The organism is Streptomyces sp. NPDC001204 (assembly GCF_053598035.1).
In genome coordinates this window covers 86,437-100,117 of record NZ_JBSFJL010000002.1, presented here as the reverse complement: position 1 = coordinate 100,117, position 13,681 = coordinate 86,437, and the positions used below count along the sequence as shown (strand labels likewise).

Sequence of the window (13,681 nt, the reverse complement as noted above, 5' to 3'; positions counted from 1 at the left end):
CTACGAGACCGCTTTCTCGGCGTACATCCTCGCGATGACCGCCTCGATGTCGGGCTCCCGCACCGACAGGTCCACCAGCGGGTAATCCGCCGCGATCCGCGCCACCAGGGGCGCCGCCGACTCGGCCGCCGGGAAGGCCAGCCACTGCCGGGGCCCCTCGACCCGCACCACGCGCGCGGACGGCAACTCGATCGGCGGCAGCTCGCGCTCCAGGTCGACCACCAGGGTGCGTTCGCTCTCGCCCGCCTCGTGCAGGCCGGTGAGGGGGCCGTCGTACATCAGGCGCCCGTGGTCGATGACCATCACCCGCGAGCACAGCTGCTCGATGTCCTGGAGGTCGTGCGTGGTCAGCAGCACCGTCGTACCGCGTTCGGCGTTCAGGTCGCGCAGGAACTCACGGACCTTGGCCTTGCTGATGACGTCCAGGCCGATGGTCGGCTCGTCCAGGTAGAGGACCTCCGGGTCGTGCAGCAGGGCCGCCGCGATGTCGCCGCGCATCCGCTGGCCCAGCGAGAGCTGCCGTACGGGAACGTCCAACAGCTCGCCGAGCTCCAGGAGTTCGACACAGCGGTCGAGGTTGTCGCGGTAACGGCCGTCGGGGATCCGGTACATGCGGTGCATCAGCCGGTAGGAGTCGATCAACGGCAGGTCCCACCACAGGGTCGTACGCTGCCCGAACACCACCCCGATGCGCCGGGCGAGCCGGGTCCGCTCGCGGGAGGGGTCGATGCCGGCGACCCGCAGCCGGCCGCCGCTGGGCGTCAGGATGCCGGTGAGCATCTTGATCGTCGTCGACTTGCCCGCGCCGTTCGGGCCGATGTAGCCGACCATCTCCCCGCGCGCCACGCTGAAGGAGATCGAGTCGACCGCCCGCACCTGCCGCCGCTCGCGCCTCAGGAACCCGGTCTTCTTCCGCACGTCGAAGACCTTCTCGACCCGGTCGAGTTCGATGAGACCACCGCCCGCGCCGCCCTCGCTGTCCGCGCCGTCCACACCGTCCCTGCCCTCCACACCGTCCACCGTCATCGCCATGCGCCCTGTACGTCCCTTCTCCCCTTCGCCCCTTTGAATCCCGTCAGTTCCCGTCAGTTCCCGGTGCTCCGATACGACCGCAGCCCCACCCGCCAGGCCGCCCCCGCCAGCGCGCAGCACGCCACCGCGACCAGCGGCGGCGCGAACGCGGTCCACCGGGGCAGGTCGAGCGGATACGGCCGCCCCAGCACGTACAGCGCCGGCAGCCAGTTGACGAAGGCCAGCGGCAGGACGAACGTCACCCCGCGCACCAGCTCCTTGGCGAACACCGTCGGCGGGTACTGGAGCAGCGTGGTGCCCCCGTAGGTGAACGCGTTCTGCACCTCCGAGGCGTCCTGCGCCACGAACTGGAAGGCCGCCCCGGCCACGAACACCGCGCAGAAGATCGCGCAGCCGCTCACCACCATCACCGGCATCAACAGCAGCTTCAGCGGCGTCCAGTCGACGTCCAGTCGTGACATCGCCCAGCCCAGCACCAGCGCCCCCTGCGTCAGCCGGCCCAGCCGCCGCAGCGCGAACCGGTCGGCGGCCACCTGCGCGAGCACCGGCGCCGGCCGGACCAGCAGCGTGTCGAGGGTGCCGTCGCGCACCCGCCGCCCCAGCCGGTCCATGGAGCCGATCGCCAGATCGGCGAGCCCGAAGGCGGTGGCGGACAGCCCGTACAGGAAGGCGATCTCCGGCAGCGCGTAGCCGCCGAGCGCGTCGACGCGGGAGAACATCAGCAGGATCGCCACGAAGTCCAGCCCGGTCGCGACGAAGCTCCCGGCGGTGGTCATGACGAAGGAGGCGCGGTAGGCCATCGTGGAGCGGATCCACATCGCGGCGATCAGGCGGTAGGCGCGCAGCCCCTCCACCAGCCGGTTGCCGGCCGGGCCCGCGGTGGACTCAGCCACCCTGCACCACCACCCGCCGCGTCGCCGCCGACTGCACCAGCCGCCCCGCCGCCAGCAGCGCCACCGCCCACGCGCCCTGGAAGACGTACGTGCCCAGCGGGTCCGCGTGCCCCAGCAGGATGTCGGCGGGGGCCTGGAGCAGCGACGACCACGGCAGCGCCCGGACCACCTCGCCCAGCGCGCCCGGGAAGACGTTCAGCGGCAGCAGCATCCCCGAGCAGAAGTACCCGGCCAGCCAGGCCATCTGCACCACGCCCGCGCCGTCCAGCAGCCAGAACGCGCTCAGCGCCACCAGGAAGCGGATCCCGAAGCCCACCAGCAGCGCCAGCGGCACCGCCCCGAGGAACGCGGCCCAGACCAGCGGGTCCGACGGCAGGGCCACCGGGAAGAACAGCGCCCCGAACACGAAGGGCAGCACCCCGCGGCCCAGCAGCTGGAACATCGCCCGGCCCGCGTCGGCCGACAGCCACCACAGCTGGAGGTCGGCCGGCCGGTACAGGTCGACGGCGATGTCACCCGTTCGGATGCGTTCCATCAGCTCGTCCTCGACGCCGCCCCCGCCGATCGCGAGGGCCGCCAGGAACGCCTGCCCCAGCCACACGTACGTCACGGCCTGCGCCTGGTCGTAACCGCCCAGGTGCGGTCGGACATCCCACAGCGCCAGGTACGTGTACACCAGGATCAGCCCGAATGCCGTATTGGTGAACACCCCGGCCGCCGTCGCCGCCCGATACGTCGCGTACCGTCTGAATCCCCCCGCCGCGACGGCCGCGTACAACCGTCCTGCGCCCACGTACACCGCCTCCCAGGCCACGACACCGAAAGCGCGGGAGCCTAATGCGTGCCGGGCGTGACATGCCACGCATTTTCCGGCCCGGACAAATGCTCGGGACCGGGAACGGAACGGTTGCTGCGAGAGTCTTCACCTGGGGGCGCCGAAGGCGCATGACGGCGTACGGGGACGTACGCCGTGACACGTACGGGGACGTACGACGGGAAACAGGAGTCCGAGCACGACATGAGTGACGAGCCGCAGCAGCCGAACCAGGGCGTGGCCGACCACCAGCCACCGGCGGCACCCGAGACCGGGAGCGAGGCGGAGAGCGGGACGGGGCGCGAGGCGGAGAGCGGGACGGGGCGCGAGGCGGAGAGCGGGACGGGCGGCGGAAAGGCCGGACGGCCTCGGCGCACCGGCTGGCGCCGCGCCGTGCCGACCTGGCGGATGGTGCTCGGCGGCTTCCTCACCGCCATGCTGCTGGTCATCGGCGCGTTCCTCATCGGCTACTCGCTGGTGCAGATCCCGCCCGCCAACGCCATGGCCGTCAAGCAGGCCAATGTCTACCTGTACGCCGACGGCTCCGAGATCGCCCGGGACGGCGAGATCAACCGGGAGAACGTCACGCTCGCCCAGGTCTCCAAGGACGCCCAGCACGCCGTGCTCGCCGCCGAGGACCGCGACTTCTACACCGAGTCCGCCGTCGACCCCAAGGCGATGCTGCGGGCCGGCTGGAACACCGCCCTCGGCAAGGGCAAGCAGTCCGGTTCGACGATCACCCAGCAGTACGTGAAGAACTACTACCTGGGCCAGGAGCAGACCCTCACCCGCAAGGTGAAGGAGTTCTTCATCGCGATCAAGCTCGACCGCACCGAGTCCAAGAACGACATCCTCGAGGGCTACCTCAACACCAGCTACTTCGGCCGCAACGCCTACGGCATCCAGGCCGCCGCCCAGGCGTACTACGGCGTCAAGGCCCAGGACCTCGACCCGGCCCGCGCCGCCTACCTGGCCGCACTGGTCAACGCGCCCAGCGAGTTCGACGTCGTCACCCACCCGGAGAACAAGTCCGCCGCCCTGGCCCGCTGGAACTACGTCCTGAACGGCATGGTCAAGAAGGGCTGGCTGAGCGCCTCGCAGCGGGCCGGTATGAAGTTCCCGATGCCCAAGGAGGCCACCGTCCCCACGGGCATGTCCGGGCAGCGCGGCTACATCGTCCGCGCGGTCAAGGACTACCTGGCCCAGAACAAGATCCTGAACGAGGACCAGCTCGCCGCGGGCGGCTACCAGATCACCACCACCCTGGAGAAGAACAAGCAGGACGCCCTGGTCAAGGCCGTGGACGACCAGGTGATGAGCAAGCTCGACCGGAAGAACCGCAAGGTCGACGCCTACGTCCGGGCCGGCGCCGCCTCCATCGACCCCAAGACCGGCGAGCTCGTCGCCATGTACGGCGGCATCGACTACGTCAAGCAGTACACGAACAACGCCACCCGCCGGGACTTCCAGGTGGGCTCCACCTTCAAGCCGTTCGTGTTCACCTCCGCCGTCCAGAACGGCTCCGCGACCCAGGACGGCCGCACGATCACCCCGAACACCTACTACGACGGCACCAACAAGCGCCCCGTCCAGGGCTGGAGCGGCTCCTACGCCCCCGAGAACGAGGACCAGCAGTCCTACGGCAACATCACCGTCCGCGAGGCCACGGACAAGTCCGTCAACGCGGTGTACGCGCAGATGGCCGCCGACGTCGGCTCCGACAAGGTCAGGGACACCGCCATCGCCCTCGGCCTGTCGGCCGACACCCCGTCCCTGCCCCCCAGCCCGTCCATCGCGCTCGGAGTGGCCACAGCCAGCGTCGTCGACATGGCCGACGCCTACGCGACACTCGCCAACCACGGCAAGCACGCCCCGTACACGATGATCAAGAAGATCACCAAGGACGGCACCGACACCGTCGAGCTGCCCCGGCGCACCGAGATCCAGGCGATCAGCCGTGAGGCCGCCGACACCACCACCTCGATACTGCGCAGCGTCGTGCAGAACGGCACCGCCACCGCAGCCCAGGCCGCCGGCCGGCCCGCCGCCGGCAAGACCGGCACCGCCGAGGAGGACACCGCGGCCTTGTTCGCCGGCTACACGCCCGAACTCGCCACCGTCGTCTCGGTCATGGGCCAGGACCCGGACACCGCCCATCACAAGCCGCTCTACGGCGCCATGGGGCTGGCCCGTGTCAACGGCGGCGGGCCGCCCGCCCAGATCTGGGCGCAGTACACCGGAAACGCTCTGAAGAACACCCTGGTCACCGACTTCGACCTCCAGCTACAGCCGGGCGCCGACCAGATCCAGCCGCCGCCCTCGGAGCCCGGCGAGAACCCGGGCGACGGCGGTCAGGACGACACCGGCACGGCCGACACCGGCGGCCAGGACCCGGGACAGGACCAGGGCCAGGACCAGGGGCAGGGCGACGGCGGCACGGGTGACACCGGCGGCGGCGACCCCACCACCGGCGGGACCGACACCGGCACCCCGCCGGGCGGTCCCACCGACCCGGGCACCGGGGACGTCGGAGGCACCCCGCCGGGCGGCCCGGGAGCCTCGCCCGGCGGAGGCAACACCGGCACCCCGGGCACCTCGGGCGGGAACGCGGGGGCCGGCGCCCCCGGCGACGGAGGCACGAACACCGGCCTGCAAGGCGTGTTCAGTGACCGGACGTGACCTTGAGTCCCACCACGGCCACCAGCAGCAGACACACGAAGAAGATCCGGGCGGCGGTCGCCGGCTCCCCCAGCACCACCATGCCGATCACCGCCGCACCGGCCGCCCCGATGCCCACCCACACGCCGTAGGCGGTGCCGATGGGCAGGGAGCGGGCGGCGTACGACAGCAGAACCATGCTGGTCACGATCCCGGCGCCGGTGAGCACGCTGGGCAGGGGGCGGGTGAAGCCGTCGGTGAACTTCATCCCGATCGACCAGCCCACCTCCAGCAGACCGGCGAGAATGAGCAGGACCCAGGCCATGACAGGCACCTCCGGGACGACGTAAGGACATGAACGGGCGTGCGTCGTCTTTGCGTTCATCCCGGTACGGCGCGTCTCGTCGGGTTGGACCCGAGGCTAGCAAAGGAACGACAAAGGGGCTGGTGACCGTGGTCACCAGCCCCTCGGCGGCCGGCCTTCCCAAGCCGTCGTACGACGTCGCGCAGGACGCCCCCAGGACGTCCCGAACCACTACAGGTACAGGCCGGTGGAGTCCTCCGAACCCTCGAACCGGTCCGCGGCCACCGCGTGCAGGTCACGCTCGCGCATGAGCACGTACGCGACCCCGCGCACCTCGACCTCGGCTCGGTCCTCCGGATCGAACAACACCCGGTCCCCCGGCTCGACGGTCCGCACGTTCTGCCCCACCGCGACGACCTCGGCCCAGGCCAGCCGGCGTCCCACCGCCGCGGTCGCGGGAATCAGGATGCCGCCGCCCGAACGCCGCTCGCCCTCGCTCGTGTCCTGCCGGACGAGCACCCGGTCGTGCAGCATCCGGATGGGCAGCTTGTCGTGCTGGCTGCTGTGCTCATTTCTCTTGGCGCTCACGCCTCGAACCTACCTGCCTTCGGCACGTCGTCACGCGGTGGGGCGTCGTGCCGCTCAGCGGCGACGCCGGCGGGCGCCCATGGCGAGCAGTCCGACCAGGCCGACGGCGACGAGCGCGACCGGTACGACCCGCTCCAGGCGCGGGGCGCCCTCCTCGTCCACGAACTGCGCCCGCACATCGCTCACCACCCGGTTGACCTGCACGTAGGCCCGTCCGAGCGTGTGGTCGATGTTGGCGGCGACCTTGGCCTTGGCGTCCCCGACGATGGTCTTCGGGTGCACGCGCACCCCGATCTCGTCGAGCGTCTCGGCCAGCACCTCGCGGCGGCGCCTGATGTCCGCCTCGATCTCAGCCGGGGTTCTGGTGTCCGCGGTGTCCGCCACCGTGCCGCCTCCGAAGTCAACTGATGCCTGTTCGGGACAGTCTGTCAGTTCCCGCTCCGACCGCACTGCCGGCACCCCCGGTTACCCTCGGAGCGACACGGTATCCGCACGCACGCTGCGCACGCACGAGGAGACGAGCTTCCATGACCGAGCGACTCCAGCCCGGGGACGTGGCCCCCGCCTTCGCCCTCCCCGACGCCGACGGCAACGAGGTGTCGCTGGCCGACCACAAGGGCCGGAAGGTCGTCGTCTACTTCTACCCGGCCGCCCTCACCCCCGGCTGTACCAAGCAGGCCTGCGACTTCACCGACAACCTGGACCTGCTGGCGGGCGCGGGGTACGACGTGATCGGCATCTCCCCCGACAAGCCGGAGAAGCTCGCGAAGTTCCGCGACAAGGAGTCCCTGAAGGTCACGCTGCTCGCCGACCCGGAAAAGAAGGTCCTGGAGTCCTACGGCGCCTTCGGCGAGAAGAAGCTCTACGGCAAGACCGTCGTCGGCGTCATCCGCTCCACGATCGTCGTCGACGAGGAGGGCAAGGTCGAACGAGCCCTCTACAACGTGAAGGCCACGGGCCACGTGGCCAAGATCATCAAGGACTTGGGGATCTGAGGGCCGCTCCCGCCACTTTGTACGGCCCGCACCGGGGTGCCCGGTGCGGGCCGTTCCGCATCCCGTACGTGACTGTCCGATAACCGGTTCGTTACTCCGTACGAGACCACGAACGCGCGGCCGGGGAGGGGAATCGATGGGGCCCAGTGCGTACACCGAAGAACGGCTGGAGGAGGCGGCGCGGACGTCGCGGACGTTGTCGGAAGCGTTGGAGCGGTTGGGGGTGGATCCAGGGAGTTCGACGCGGCACTACATCCGGGAACGGATGAGGAAGCTGGGCGTGGATACGTCGCACTTCGAGCGGGAGGGTGTGCGGTGGACGAGGGAAGTACTCCAAGCAGCAGTCTCGGCGTCGACGAACATGTGCGAGGTACTGCGCTGCCTCGGGTTGGAGATCGTCGGAGGGCAGCACGCGCACATCAGCCGACGTGTCAAGGCGTACGGTCTCGACACCTCGCACTTCCAGGTGCCGACGCGAGGTGGCGACGTCAGGCCCCGTCGGACGCCAGGAGCCGTGCTCGTCGAACCGCGGGACGCTCAAGCCTGGCGAGTCCCGAGCGATCGCCTCAAGCGAGCGCTGCTCGCTCACGGCCTGGAAGAGCGCTGCGTCCCGTGCGGCATCGAGGCGGTGTGGCAGGGGCGATCACTGCCGCTGGAGGTCGACCACATCAACGGCAACTGCCGCGACAACCGCATCGGCAACCTGCGCCTCCTGTGCCCCAACTGTCATTCCACAACGGACACCTACCGGCGACGCGGCACGGTCCGTGACAGGCGTGACCGATGAGCAGCGGTTTGCGATACACCCGTCAGCGGCTGGAGGAAGCCGCCGCAGAGTGCTCCGGCATCGACGAGGTCATCGGCTTCCTCGGCACGCGGCCAATACGCCGGCCTCCGGCGGTATCTCATGAAGCGGTTCACCGACTTCGGCATTGACGTATCGCACTTCAGCCCCTGCGGCAGGCGTCCCCAGCCCACGTACGACGAACTGCGTGGGGTGATCGCCGAGTCGGCCTCCCTCACAGAGGCGCTGCAACGCTTGGATCGTCCCGACAACCACTGGCAGCGTGCGCTGCTGCGCCAGTGGATCGCCGAAGAGGGCATCCCAACCGCCCACTTCCTCGGGCAGGGGCACCGGCGTGGCAAGCGGAGCCACAACGCCAGAGACCCCGAGGACATCCTGGTCCGCCATGAAGGGAAGCGTCGGACAGACACCGCGCTGTTACGTCTTGCCCTCCGGGACATCGGAGTACCGGAACGCTGCGCAGGTTGCGGGGTCGGCCCCGAGTGGCTCGGGAAGCCCATGACGCTGGAGGTCGCCCACATCGATGGAGACCGGAGTGACGACCGGAGGGAGAACCTGCGCCTGCTGTGCCCCAACTGTCATGCGATCACCAACACCTGGTGCAGGGGAGGCAGAAGGCGACGGGCGGCTCCCGGTACGATGGCAGACGGCTAGCGGCGGTGGCGCAATGGCGACGCAGCAGACTTAGGATCTGTGGCCCTTGATCGGGCTTGAGGGTTCGAATCCCTTCCGCCGCACATGAACGGCCTGCGCATCGAAGGATCGATGCGCAGGCCGTTTCTGTGTGCTCAGCCCAGCAGTTCCCGCACCACCGGTACCAGGGCGCGAAATGCCTTGCCGCGGTGGCTGATCGCGTTCTTCTCCTCGGGGGTCAGTTCCGCGCAGGTGCGGGTCTCCCCGTCGGGCTGGAGGATCGGGTCGTAGCCGAAGCCGTTCGTGCCCGCGGGCTCGTGGCGCAGGGTGCCGCGCAGTTGCCCCTCCACGACCCGCTCCGTGCCGTCCGGCAGGGCGAGGGCCGCCGCGCAGGCGAAGTGGGCGGCGCGGTGGTCGTCGGCGATGTCCGAGAGCTGGGCCAGGAGCAGGTCGAGGTTGGCCTTGTCGTCGCCGTGGCGGCCGGCCCAGCGGGCCGAGAAGATGCCGGGGGCGCCGCCGAGGACGTCGACGCAGAGGCCGGAGTCGTCCGCGACCGCGGGGAGGCCGGTGGCCTGGGCCAGGGCGTGGGCCTTCAGCAGGGCGTTCTCGGCGAAGGTGACGCCGGTCTCCTTGACGTCGGGGACGTCCGGGTAGGCGTCGGTGCCGACGAGTTCGTGGGGCAGGCCCGAGTCGGCCAGGATCGCCCTGAGTTCGACGATCTTGCCGGAGTTGCGGGTGGCGAGGATCAAGCGGGTCATGCGGGGCTGCTCCTCTACTTCGCCAGGGTCGTCTCGAGTGCCGTGCGCTGGATCACCGTGAGTTCGGTGCAGCCGGCCACGGCGAGGTCGAGGAGGCTGTTGAGTTCCTCGCGGGCGAAGGGTTCGGCCTCCGCGGTGCCCTGGACCTCGACGAAGCGGCCGTCGCCGGTGCAGACGACGTTCATGTCGGTCTCGGCGCGGACGTCCTCCTCGTAGCAGAGGTCGAGCAGCGGCACACCGCCGACGATGCCGACCGAGACGGCGCTGACGGTGCCGGTGAGCGGCTGACGGCCGGCCTTGATCAGCTTCTTGCCGCGGGCCCAGGCGACGGCGTCGGCGAGGGCGACGTAGGCGCCCGTGATGGCCGCGGTCCGGGTGCCGCCGTCGGCCTGGAGGACGTCGCAGTCCAGGACGATGGTGTTCTCGCCGAGTGCCTTGTAGTCGACGACCGAGCGCAGGGAGCGGCCGATGAGACGGGAGATCTCATGGGTGCGGCCGCCGATCCTGCCCTTGACCGATTCGCGGTCGCCGCGGGTGTTGGTGGCACGGGGCAGCATGGAGTACTCGGCGGTGACCCAGCCCTCTCCGCTGCCCTTGCGCCAGCGCGGGACGCCTTCGGTGACGGAGGCGGTGCAGAAGACCTTGGTGTCGCCGAAGGAGACGAGGACGGAGCCCTCGGCGTGCTTGCTCCACCCGCGTTCGATGGTGACCGGGCGGAGTTGTTCGGGCGTGCGGCCGTCGATACGAGACATGGCGTCGAGCGTAGTCCCCCATGGACAAGGGGCTCCTCCCGCACCGGGAAGAGCCCCTTGAAGGTGAACAGCGGCGGACCGCGGGGTTCACATCATGTCTTCGATCTCCGCGGCGATCGGGTCGGCGTCGGTGCCGATGACGACCTGGATGGCGGTGCCCATCTTGACGACGCCGTGCGCGCCGGCGGCCTTGAGGGCGGCCTCGTCGACCAGGGAGGCGTCGTGCACTTCGGTGCGGAGCCGGGTGATGCAGCCCTCGATCTCGTCGATGTTCTGGATGCCGCCCAGCCCGGCGACGATCTTCTCAGCCTTGGTGGCCATGTTCCTTCTCCCTGATCCGATCCGCTTTGTCGCAGTAACCCACAGTTGGCCCATCTTTGCGAGCGGCCGTGCCATGGGTGCAGAATGGTGCGCTCACGGCAGCGGAACCGTCCGCCGACTGGTCTACACCAGCGTAGGCACGGGCACCAAAACGAGGCTCGACGCCCACCGCTCGCCCTTCATTTCCGACTCTGGCCCCAAATCCACACGGTGCGTAGCGGTCCGGTCGCGGGAATCGCGGGTTCCGAGGGCCCCCTTCATCGTGCTACAACAGGTCTACACCAGTGAGTGGTGTAGACCACCACCCGATGGAGGACGTCATGACCACCGCCAGCGCGACATCGACGGCGGCACCCGCGAAAAAGCGGGGTTCCGGCCTGTTCCAGGGCCTTCAGAAGGTCGGCCGCAGCCTTCAGCTGCCGATCGCCGTGCTGCCGGCCGCGGGCATCCTGCTGCGTCTGGGCCAGCAGGACGTGCAGGACAAGCTGCACCTGCCCGACAAGGTCACGGCGGTGTTCGCCACGGCCGGCGGCGCGATCTTCGACAACCTGCCGATGCTGTTCTGTCTCGGCGTCGCGATCGGTTTCGCCAAGAAGTCGGACGGCTCCACCGCGCTGGCCGCGCTGGTCGGTTTCCTGGTCTACAGCAACGTCCTGAAGGCCTTCCCGCTGACCGAGCAGCACATCGAGGGCGGGAAGATAGTCGAGGCCACCTACAACAACCCCGGGGTGCTCGGCGGCATCCTGATGGGTCTGCTGTCGGCGGTGCTGTGGCAGCGCTACCACCGCAAGAAGCTCGTGGACTGGCTCGGCTTCTTCAACGGCCGCCGGCTGGTGCCGATCATCATGGCGTTCGTCGGCACCGCGATGGGTGTCTTCTTCGGCCTGGTCTGGGAGCCGATCGGTGAGGGGATCTCCAGCCTCGGCGAGTGGATCACCGGCCTCGGCGCTCTCGGTGCCGGCCTGTTCGGTCTGATCAACCGCGCGCTGATCCCGGTCGGCATGCACCAGTTCGTCAACACGGTCTCCTGGTTCCAGATCGGCGACTTCAAGAACGCGGCCGGCGACATGGTCCACGGCGACCTCAACCGCTTCTTCGCCGGTGACCCGACCGCCGGTCAGTTCATGTCGGGCTTCTTCCCGATCATGATGTTCGGTCTGCCGGCCGCCGCCCTCGCGATCGCCCACTGCGCCCGTCCCGAGCGGCGCAAGGTCGTGACGGGCATGATGGTCTCGCTCGCCCTCACCTCCTTCGTGACCGGTGTGACCGAGCCGATCGAGTTCGCGTTCATGTTCATCGCGCCGTTGCTCTACGCGATCCACGCGGTGCTGACCGCCGCCTCCATGGCGATCACCTGGGCGCTCGGCGTGCACGCCGGCTTCACCTTCTCCGCCGGCTTCATCGACTACGCCCTCAACTGGAACCTGGCGACCAAGCCATGGCTGATCATCCCGATCGGCCTGGTGTTCGCGGTGATCTACTACACGGTGTTCCGCTTCGCCATCATCAAGTTCAACCTCCCCACCCCCGGCCGTGAGCCCGAGGAGGAGACCGAGGCGCTCATCAAGGCGTGAGCCCGGCCACGACGTGAGAAGACCCCCGGAGTTCCATGACTCCGGGGGTCTTTCGTGTCCTGGGCCTAGATGTCGTACGACGCTCCGGGCGCCGCGAGCTCCACCGGGCCGGCGTAGGCCGCGCGGGCGTCGGCGAGGTTGATCTGCGGGTCGGTCCACGGGGGGATGTGGGTGAGGACCAGGCGGCGGACTCTGGCGCGCGCGGCGGTCTCACCTGCCTCGCGGCCGTTGAGGTGCAGATCGGGGATGTTCTCCTTGCCGTCCGTGAAGGCGGCCTCGCACAGGAAGAGGTCGCTGTCCCGGGCGAGTTCCTCCAGCGCCTTGCTCACCCCGGTGTCCCCGGAGTACGTCAGCGCCCGCCCGCCGTGCTCGACGCGGATGGCGTAGGCCTCCACGGGGTGGGCCACCCGCTCGGTGTGCACGGTGAAGGGGCCGATCTCGAAGGTGCCGGGCTTGACCGTGTGGAAGTCGAAGACCTCGCTCATCGAGGAGGCCGTGGGGGTGTCGGCGTAGGCGGTGGTCAGCCGGTGCTCGGTGCCCTCGGGCCCGTACACCGGGATGGGGTCGCAGCGGCCTCCGTCGTACCGGTAGTAGCGCGCGACGAAGTAGCCGAGCATGTCGATGCAGTGGTCGGCGTGCAGATGACTCAGAAAGATGGCGTCGAGGTCGTAGAGACCGCAGTGGCGCTGCAGCTCGCCCAGGGCGCCGTTGCCCAGGTCGAGAAGCAGCCGGAAGCCGTCGGCCTCGACGAGGTAGCTCGAGCAGGCCGATTCCGCGGACGGGAACGACCCCGAGCAGCCGACGACGGTGAGCTTCATGAAGCAGAAACCTCCGCTGGCGGGAAAACTTCAGAGAGGAAGGTGACGGGGGTCGTGCGGTCCGTCGAGCGTAAGGCGGGATACGTCCGGTCGCTCCTCCGGTAAGGGCTGTTGTGGGCGAACTCACCTGTGGTGTCACCGGTTCGGCTGGTCCTGGGGCGCATGGGGAGCGTTGAAGGGCGCGCACCGAGGGTCGCACGCCGGTAACGTCATGGTTGTGGACACGTCCTGGTGGCTGGCGCTCGCGGCGGTGGTGCTGCTCGCGCTCGTCGCCACGCTCGTCGACGGCTGGGGACGGGGTCGCAGGCCTCCGAGAAGGTCGCGTCCCGGCCGCCTGACCGGCGGTCGTGCCGCGGCGCGTCCGCAGCCCGCGGAGATCTGGTGGGCCAGCGTGCCCCATGGCGACGGGCCTGGGGCGAAGGACCGGCCCTGTCTGGTTCTGGCGGTGCACGGCAAGCGCGCCAGGGTCGCGGAGATCACCAGCAGGTACCACGACGAGCGGTCCGGAGTGATCCCGCTGCCGCCGGGCTCGGTCGGGGACACGCAGGGCCGGACCAGCTTCCTGGAGACCGACGAGGTCCGGGAGGTACCGGTCTGGGACTTCCGCCGCCGGGTGGGGGTCGTGGACCCGGCCCTCTGGGACCAGGTGCGGTACCTGGCGGGCTGAACGGAACGGGCGCGGACCGGCTGAACCGGACAGGCCCGCCCCCGCCGAACGGTACGAGCGCGGCCCAGC

At 69.7% G+C, this 13,681-nt stretch carries 16 protein-coding genes, 1 tRNA gene and 1 riboswitch; of the genes, 7 read left to right on the top strand and 10 right to left on the bottom strand.

Features of this window, described 5'->3' with window-relative positions; genetic code table 11:
* The 3 genes from ACWC91_RS03385 to ACWC91_RS03375 are packed head-to-tail and all read right to left on the bottom strand — an operon-like array spanning nt 1 to nt 2,718.
* Entirely contained in the window at nt 1–1,026 is a 1,026-nt protein-coding gene (locus ACWC91_RS03385; protein ID WP_450640644.1) for an ABC transporter ATP-binding protein, read from the bottom strand.
* A gap of 59 nt (nt 1,027–1,085) precedes the next feature.
* Nucleotides 1,086–1,925 carry an ABC transporter permease gene (locus tag ACWC91_RS03380; RefSeq protein WP_225078600.1) on the bottom strand — a complete coding sequence of 280 codons (840 nt, stop codon included), beginning with the start codon at nt 1,923–1,925 and terminating at the stop codon, nt 1,086–1,088.
* Nucleotides 1,918–2,718 carry an ABC transporter permease gene (locus ACWC91_RS03375; RefSeq protein WP_225078601.1) on the bottom strand — a complete coding sequence of 267 codons (801 nt, stop codon included), beginning with the start codon at nt 2,716–2,718 and terminating at the stop codon, nt 1,918–1,920. The genes ACWC91_RS03380 and ACWC91_RS03375 overlap by 8 nt, the downstream gene beginning before the upstream one ends.
* 225 nt (nt 2,719–2,943) lie before the next feature.
* Between ACWC91_RS03375 and ACWC91_RS03370 the strand changes: the two genes are divergently transcribed.
* Nucleotides 2,944–5,418, top strand: a complete 2,475-nt coding sequence (locus ACWC91_RS03370; protein ID WP_450640608.1) for a transglycosylase domain-containing protein — start codon at nt 2,944–2,946, stop codon at nt 5,416–5,418.
* Here the strand turns inward: ACWC91_RS03370 and ACWC91_RS03365 are convergent.
* From ACWC91_RS03365 to ACWC91_RS03355, 3 genes are all read right to left on the bottom strand, one after another.
* On the bottom strand, nt 5,402–5,722 hold the full coding sequence (locus tag ACWC91_RS03365) for a DMT family transporter (RefSeq protein WP_141360565.1): 321 nt from the start codon (nt 5,720–5,722) through the stop codon (nt 5,402–5,404). The two genes, ACWC91_RS03370 and ACWC91_RS03365, sit on opposite strands and share 17 nt — an antisense overlap.
* 38 nt (nt 5,723–5,760) lie before the next feature.
* Nucleotides 5,761–5,824, bottom strand: a riboswitch (guanidine-III (ykkC-III) riboswitch).
* 108 nt (nt 5,825–5,932) lie between these two features.
* A complete protein-coding gene (locus ACWC91_RS03360; RefSeq protein ID WP_141360564.1) occupies nt 5,933–6,289 on the bottom strand; it encodes a GroES family chaperonin in 357 nt (118 codons plus the stop codon).
* Nucleotides 6,290–6,343: 54 nt separating this feature from the next.
* A complete protein-coding gene (locus ACWC91_RS03355; protein ID WP_225078603.1) occupies nt 6,344–6,673 on the bottom strand; it encodes a DUF3618 domain-containing protein in 330 nt (109 codons plus the stop codon).
* 143 nt (nt 6,674–6,816) lie between these two features.
* Between ACWC91_RS03355 and bcp the strand changes: the two genes are divergently transcribed.
* The 4 genes from bcp to ACWC91_RS03335 all read left to right on the top strand — a co-directional run bounded on the left by bcp (nt 6,817) and on the right by ACWC91_RS03335 (nt 8,826).
* Complete coding sequence (gene bcp / locus ACWC91_RS03350) at nt 6,817–7,284, top strand: thioredoxin-dependent thiol peroxidase (RefSeq protein ID WP_225078604.1); 468 nt, start codon at nt 6,817–6,819, stop codon at nt 7,282–7,284.
* Between the two features lie 136 nt (nt 7,285–7,420).
* Nucleotides 7,421–8,071 (top strand): HNH endonuclease signature motif containing protein, encoded by a 651-nt coding sequence (locus tag ACWC91_RS03345; RefSeq protein WP_450640606.1) that lies wholly within the window; start codon nt 7,421–7,423, stop codon nt 8,069–8,071.
* A gap of 120 nt (nt 8,072–8,191) precedes the next feature.
* Complete coding sequence (locus ACWC91_RS03340) at nt 8,192–8,743, top strand: HNH endonuclease signature motif containing protein (RefSeq protein WP_450640605.1); 552 nt, start codon at nt 8,192–8,194, stop codon at nt 8,741–8,743.
* Nucleotides 8,743–8,826 (top strand) — tRNA-Leu (locus tag ACWC91_RS03335). The genes ACWC91_RS03340 and ACWC91_RS03335 overlap by 1 nt, the downstream gene beginning before the upstream one ends.
* Before the next feature lie 51 nt (nt 8,827–8,877).
* Here the strand turns inward: ACWC91_RS03335 and rdgB are convergent.
* The 3 genes from rdgB to ACWC91_RS03320 form a co-directional block, all read right to left on the bottom strand.
* Nucleotides 8,878–9,480: an RdgB/HAM1 family non-canonical purine NTP pyrophosphatase gene (gene rdgB, locus ACWC91_RS03330; RefSeq protein WP_225078606.1), complete on the bottom strand. Its 603-nt coding sequence runs from the start codon at nt 9,478–9,480 to the stop codon at nt 8,878–8,880.
* 14 nt (nt 9,481–9,494) lie between these two features.
* A complete protein-coding gene (gene rph / locus ACWC91_RS03325; protein ID WP_225078607.1) occupies nt 9,495–10,232 on the bottom strand; it encodes a ribonuclease PH in 738 nt (245 codons plus the stop codon).
* A gap of 87 nt (nt 10,233–10,319) precedes the next feature.
* Nucleotides 10,320–10,553 (bottom strand): glucose PTS transporter subunit EIIB, encoded by a 234-nt coding sequence (locus tag ACWC91_RS03320; RefSeq protein WP_225078608.1) that lies wholly within the window; start codon nt 10,551–10,553, stop codon nt 10,320–10,322.
* Between the two features lie 320 nt (nt 10,554–10,873).
* Here ACWC91_RS03320 and ACWC91_RS03315 point away from each other — a divergent pair, with 320 nt between their 5' ends.
* On the top strand, nt 10,874–12,127 hold the full coding sequence (locus ACWC91_RS03315) for a PTS transporter subunit EIIC (protein WP_225078609.1): 1,254 nt from the start codon (nt 10,874–10,876) through the stop codon (nt 12,125–12,127).
* Nucleotides 12,128–12,192: 65 nt separating this feature from the next.
* On the opposite strand, the gene ACWC91_RS03310 is transcribed toward ACWC91_RS03315, so the two are convergent.
* On the bottom strand, nt 12,193–12,945 hold the full coding sequence (locus ACWC91_RS03310; protein ID WP_225078610.1) for an MBL fold metallo-hydrolase: 753 nt from the start codon (nt 12,943–12,945) through the stop codon (nt 12,193–12,195).
* Between the two features lie 217 nt (nt 12,946–13,162).
* On the opposite strand from ACWC91_RS03310, the gene ACWC91_RS03305 reads away from it, so the two are divergent.
* The gene (locus tag ACWC91_RS03305) at nt 13,163–13,612 is read left to right on the top strand and encodes a type II toxin-antitoxin system PemK/MazF family toxin (protein WP_225078611.1); all 450 of its coding nucleotides are present in this window, start codon (nt 13,163–13,165) and stop codon (nt 13,610–13,612) included.
* The last annotated feature ends 69 nt before the right edge of the window (nt 13,613–13,681 follow it).